The sequence below is a fragment of the Clostridium sp. genome, assembly GCF_016650095.1.
In the GTDB taxonomy this organism is placed as follows: domain Bacteria; phylum Bacillota; class Clostridia; order Clostridiales; family Clostridiaceae; genus Clostridium_AD.
Genome location: NZ_JAENWL010000214.1, coordinates 1 through 6389, shown reverse-complemented (window position 1 = coordinate 6389; position 6389 = coordinate 1). Strand labels below are relative to the sequence as shown.

Annotated in this window: 7 protein-coding genes; all 7 read left to right on the top strand. The window is 32.8% G+C overall.

Annotated features, from left to right (window positions below; all coding sequences use genetic code 11):
• A partial coding sequence (locus tag JJE11_RS12450; protein WP_291636077.1) for a substrate-binding domain-containing protein occupies positions 1-701 on the top strand: 701 nt, incomplete at its 5' end.
• Between the two features lie 74 nt (positions 702-775).
• On the top strand, positions 776-2287 hold the full coding sequence (locus JJE11_RS12445; protein WP_291636075.1) for a sugar ABC transporter ATP-binding protein: 1512 nt from the start codon (positions 776-778) through the stop codon (positions 2285-2287).
• Positions 2277-3275 (top strand): ABC transporter permease, encoded by a 999-nt coding sequence (locus JJE11_RS12440; RefSeq protein WP_291636074.1) that lies wholly within the window; start codon positions 2277-2279, stop codon positions 3273-3275. The genes JJE11_RS12445 and JJE11_RS12440 overlap by 11 nt, the downstream gene beginning before the upstream one ends.
• Positions 3276-3284: 9 nt before the next feature.
• Positions 3285-4259, top strand: a complete 975-nt coding sequence (locus JJE11_RS12435) for an ABC transporter permease (protein WP_291636072.1) — start codon at positions 3285-3287, stop codon at positions 4257-4259.
• Positions 4260-4742, top strand: a complete 483-nt coding sequence (locus tag JJE11_RS12430) for a DUF4867 family protein (protein WP_291636070.1) — start codon at positions 4260-4262, stop codon at positions 4740-4742.
• A gap of 12 nt (positions 4743-4754) precedes the next feature.
• Complete coding sequence (locus JJE11_RS12425) at positions 4755-5765, top strand: dihydroxyacetone kinase subunit DhaK (protein WP_291636068.1); 1011 nt, start codon at positions 4755-4757, stop codon at positions 5763-5765.
• Positions 5766-5778: 13 nt separating this feature from the next.
• The coding region (locus tag JJE11_RS12420; protein ID WP_291636066.1) for a dihydroxyacetone kinase subunit L at positions 5779-6389 on the top strand (611 nt) is incomplete at its 3' end.

The following is a 6389-nucleotide window of genomic DNA, read 5'->3' as shown; positions in this document are numbered from 1 at the left end:
CTTTAGAACCTGTTTTGAAAAAAGCTCGTGAGGCTGGAATTGTAGTTATTACACAGGAAGCTTCATCAATGAAAAACTATGATTATGATTTGGAAGCTTTCTCAAACGCAGCATATGGTGCTCACTTCATGGACAAACTTGGTGAATTAACTGGTGGTGAAGGTGAATATATTTTTGAAGTTGGATCTCTTACTACTGCATCACATAACCAATGGGTTGATGCAGCAAAAAAACTCCAAGAAGAAAAATATCCTAATATGAAACAATATGGTGATAAAATTGAAACAGCTGATAACCTAAATACTTCATATAACAAAGTAAAAGAAGTTCTAACAGCTAATCCTAATATTAAAGCTATTCAAGGATCAGCGATGTCTGATATTGCTGGTGCAGCACTAGCAGTAGAAGAACTTGGGCTACAAGGTAAAATTGCAATTTGTGGTACTTCTTTAGTTTCTGTTGCTGGTAAATATATCAAAGACGGCACTATTACAATGGCATCATTCTGGGATCCTGCACTAGCTGGTAAAGCAATGATTGAATTAGCTATTAAAGTATTAAATAAAGAACCTATTCAAAACGGCTTAAACCTAAATGTTCCTGGTTATGAAAATTTAACTTTAACTAACGGTGTTTTATCGGGTCAAGCATGGATTGATATAACAAAAGAAAACGTTGACGACCCAGCTATTAATTTCTAATAAATTTTAATAACAACAAGAGGGAGAAAAACAAATTTTTCTCCCTCATTATTTTATTAGTGGAGTAAATAATAATGGTACAAGAATTTATTCATCTTGAAAAAATAAAAAAAGAATTTACAGGGGTTAAAGCCCTAAAAGGCGTTGATTTAACAATTAACACTGGTGAAATACACTGCCTTGCAGGTGAAAATGGCTGTGGTAAATCAACTTTAATTAAAGTAATATCTGGAACTCATAACCCAACATCAGGAAAAATTTTTATTGATAATAAAGAAATTAAAAACCTCAATCCTATTGATTCCATTCACAAAGGGATACAGGGTATTTATCAAGATTTTGCAGTTTTCCCAAATCTAACAGTTGCTGAAAATATAGCAATGAACAAGAACCTTCTTGACAACAATAAGAAAATGAATTGGAAAAATGCAAAAGAACTTGCTCTTAAAGCAATGGCAATGATTGGAGCAGAAATAGACCCTGATGTATTAGTTGAAAGATTAAGTGTCTCAAATAAACAAATGGTTGCAATATCTAGGGCCATTATTAATGATGCTAAATTATTAATTTTAGATGAACCTACTACTGCCTTAACCGCTAGAGAAGTTGATATGTTAAATACAACTCTTAGATGCTTAAAAGAAAAAGGCATGGCTATTGTAATTGTAAATCACAAACTTGAAGAAATATTTGATATTGCAGACCATCTTACTATTCTAAGAAATGGTGAAAATGTTGCAACGGGTCCTATTGAAGAATTTGATAGAGCTAGATTTATTAAGTGCATGACAGGCAGAGCTATCGTAGATGAATTGTATGAAAATGATGACAACACGGAAAAGATTGTAAATGTATCAAATTTAAGTCTTGAGGGTTGTTTTAATGATGTTAATTTTACATTAAACAAAGGTGATGTTCTTGGTATTACAGGACTCTTAGGCTCTGGTAGATCTGAAATTGGTGATACTTTATTTGGTATTTCACCAGCTACTTCAGGAACAATTACAATTAACGGAAGAACAAAACCTATTAAATCTATACCAGATGCAGTAGCTAACAAAATAGGCTATGTTCCGGAAGATAGACTTACACAAGGATTATTTCTTGAAAGATCTATTAGCGATAACACTGTAGCAGCATCTCTATCAGAATATATGGATAAGGGTAAACTTAATCGTCAAAGGATAGACGATGTAACAAATCAATGGATTAAAGATATTGGTTGTGTTGCTCCATCTACTTCAGCTCTAATAAAAACTTTATCAGGTGGTAATGCACAGAAGATGGTTATAGCTAAATGGCTAAACACTCACCCTGAATTATTAATCCTTAATGGTCCAACAGTTGGTGTTGATATTGGTTCAAAAGCTGATATCCATAAGATTTTACATAACCTTGCCAAAACAGGTGTTGGTATAATAATTATTTCAGATGATTTAAGTGAGCTTTATTACAATTGCAATAAGATGATAATCATGAATCATGGTGAGAGTTCAGGAGTTTTAAAAATGAGCAATTATACAGAGGCTCAAGTTACAGAAATTATCCGTCAAGCAGCAAGGGAGAAAAAGCAGAATGAATTCTAGATTAAAACAAAAATTAACAACAAATGAAGCTATTGTTGCTTATACAATTATTGTATTATCTATGCTAATTAGTATTGTGAATCCAGCTTTTCTTAGTGGAGCAACAATTATTTCACTTTTAAGAGTTATGTTAATTACACTAATATTTGCGACTATTGAAATGGTAATCATTATTAGTGGTGGAATTGATATTTCATTCCCAGCTATTGCTTGTTTTTCTGCTTATTCAACAATAATATTAATAATAAAATTTCAAATTGATAATGTATTCTTCTTCTATGGAGTAGCCTGTTTAAGTGGATTAGCCTTTGGTGCCTTAAATGCGTTCCTAGTTGCAAAGAAAAAAATGTCTCCTTTAATTGCAACACTAGGTGTAAGCAGTATTGCAAATGGTGCAACCCTTGCCTTTTTAGGAACTAGAGAATTATCTGCAATTCCAGAGCACATTGATAGTTTATCAAAATCATTCTTATTTACTTATGTTTGTGATAACGGAATATCTTACAGAATGACTTCATTAATACTAATTCCAATCATACTACTATTATTTATATATATTGTTCTTAAGTTCACTATCTTTGGAAGAGGTATCTATGCAATTGGTGGTGATAAGAATGCCGCTAGAATTGCCGGATATGATGTTGTAAAAATTCAAAGTATTCTCTACATGTTTGCCGGTGTTTTTGCAGCTGTTGGTGGTGTTACATATACAATATTAATGAGACAAGCAAGCCCTCAAAACCTTATGGGTTCTGAGATGATGGTAATAGCAGCAGTTGTTGTTGGTGGAACTAGAATTACCGGTGGTCATGGTACTGTTATTGGTACTATTTTAGGAGTACTTCTAATAGCTTTAGTGCAAAACAACTTAGTTATAGTTGGAGTACCTACTCATTTCCAAACATTTGTTGTTGGATTAATCATTGTTTTAGGAACAGGAATAACTTCTGTTCGTGCTAAGTTAATAGCAAACAGTGCAAAGATTTAGGAGAACAAAATGATTAATAAAAATTCACTAAACAAAATAAATAAACATAATTTAATGATAAGCTCATTAATTATTGCAGTATTCATAATAATGAGCATATTAGAACCTAGATCTTTCTTGGGTCCCGCTAATATGAGAGGTATGCTAATACAACTACCTGAATATGGTATCTTATGCTTTGGTATGATGCTTGCAATGATGAGTGGTGGTATTGATTTATCACTTGTTGGAATTGCAAACTTTGCTAGTATTATAGGAGCATCAGTAATGATTGCTTTAGGGAACTCACCGTTCTCAATGACACTTGGAATATTAGCAGCTCTCTTAACAGGTGCAGCCTGTGGTCTATTTAATGGTTTCTTAATTGGATATCTAAAGATACCTGCAATGCTTGTAACTCTAGGTGGTCTTCAACTATTCCAAGGTTTAGGTCTAGCAATAACTAAAGGACCTGCAATGACAGGACTACCTTCGAATTTCGAAAAGATAGCAAATGAAAACTTCATTGGAATTCCACTTCCTTTCTATATCTTTATAGCTGTAACTATAATAACTGCTTATATTTTAAGATCAACTGTTTATGGTCAACAACTAAAATTTATGGGAACAAATGAAATAGCTTCCAAGTATTCTGGAATTAACAATTTAAAAGTAACTCTAACAACTTATATGATTAGTGGAATGACAGGAGCTATAAGTGGAATACTTATTTCAAGCCACTACAATTCAGCTAAGAGTGATTATGGTAAATCTTATACTCTATTAACTCTTTTGATTGTTGTTCTAGGTGGTACTAATCCAGATGGTGGTAAAGGTAATATATTCGGTGTTGCTTTAGCTGTTATTCTACTTCAATTGATATCAAGTGCTTTTAATATAATGAGAATTAATTCATTCTTAAAAACATTTGTATTTGGTTTAATTTTAGTATTTGCAATTCTAATAACAAATTATTTAGATGAAAGAAAGGATAAGGTAAAATAGATGAGAAAGATTAAAGCTAATATCATTAATAATGATAATTTTAAAAAATTTGGATGTTTTTATGACATGATAAATCCTCAAGGAAATAACCTTGGAGACTTTTATCCAGATCACTTAATTAATCCAATGAACAAAAGTATGAGTACAGGATTTTCTTCATTAAAGGTTTATAAACCTAATAAGATGATTGTAGAAACTGTTGAATATCATAATTACACAGGAGAAATACTATTACCTATCGATACTGATATTGTAATTCATGTAGCTCCCCCAAGTGTCGAGATTAAACCAGAACTCACAGAAGCATTTATTATTAAAAAAGGTACAATTGTAAAATTAAATGTTGGTGTTTATCATCTAGCACCTTTTTCTATTGATAAAGAAGAGGGACATGTAATGGTTGTTTTACCAGAGAGAACCTACAAAAATGATTGTATTGTTATCAATTATCCAATCGAAAATCAAATTGAAATTACTTTATAGGAGCATAAAAAAATGAAAAAACTAATAAACAAACCAGAAAATTACGTAACAGAGATGTTACAGGGTCTTTATATTGCACATCCGGACTTAATTACTTATGCAAACAATGATGTTCATTGTTTAGTATCAGCAAATAAGAAAGAAGGAAAAGTTGGTATTGCAACAGGTGGTGGTAGTGGTCACCTACCTCTTTTTTTAGGATATGTTGGAAAAGGTATGCTTGATGCATGTTCTGTTGGTGATGTATTCCAGAGTCCTAGCGCAGAACAAATGTTTGAATGTACTAAACATATTGATAGCGGAGCAGGTGTGCTATACATTTACGGCAATTACAATGGTGATATCTTCAATTTTGATATGGCTGCAGAAATGGCTGAATTTGAAGAAGATATTAAAGTTGAATCAGTTGTAGCAGGGGATGATGTTGCATCAGCTGCTCCTGCAGCTACAGATAAGAAAAATACCCGTAGAGGTGTTGCTGGCATTGTATTTGTATATAAATGTGCAGGTGCAGCAGCCGATGCGATGCTTCCTTTAAGCGAAGTAAAAAGAATTGCAGAAAAAGCTTGTGCTAATGTTAGAACAATGGGTGTTGCACTCACTCCTTGTATTGTTCCTAGAGTTGGTAAACCTGGATTCACAATTGCAGATGATGAAATGGAAATCGGAATGGGTATTCATGGAGAAACTGGAATTAGAACAGGAAAATTAGAACCAGCTGATGCAGTTGCTAAAGAAATGGTAGATAAGATTATTAGCGATATTCCTTTTGTCTCTGGCGATGAAGTAGCTGTTATGGTTAATGGACTAGGAGCTACTCCATTAGATGAACAATATATCATGTTAAGAAAAATAGATGAAATTCTAAAATCAGAAGGCATCAAAGTACATAGATATTATGTAGGTGAATATGCTACTGCTATCGAGATGGCAGGTGTATCAATTTCAATACTAAAATTAGACGATGAACTCAAGAAGTATTTAGATGCTCCAGCTCAAACACCTTTTTTTCAACAACTATAGGAGAATTTGAAAAATGAATTCAACATTAATTAAAAACTTTCTAAAAAAAGCTGCTGAAATTATGTGTGCTCAAAGAGATAATTTAATACAAGAAGATAGCATTGTAGGTGATGGTGATCTTGGATTAACCATGAGTGATGGTTTTAGTGCTGCTTATAACGCTGTTAAAGATAATGGCGAAGAAGACTGTGGAAAAGTACTTTATATTGCAGGAAAGGCTATGAGTACTGCAGTACCATCAACAATGGGAACATTAATGGCTTCAGGTCTTATGCAAGCGGGCAAAACTTTAAAGGGTAAAACAGAATTAGATAGAGATGATATTAATGAAATATTTAAGTCATTTCTTGATGGAGTTATTCATAGAGGTAAAGCTAATATTGGAGAGAAAACATTTGTGGATGGATTAAATCCAGCAATTGAGACTCTTATTGAAACAAAAGAATTACCATTAGAAGAAAGTGCTCAAAAAGCATATATGGCTTCTGTGAAAGGATATAATAATACCAAAGGTATGATTGCCGTTCATGGTCGTGCTGCAACAAGAGGAGAGGCTTCAAGAGAACTTCTTGATCCAGGAGCTTTAGTTGCAACATTTATTATGGAAGCTTTTTATCGTTCGTT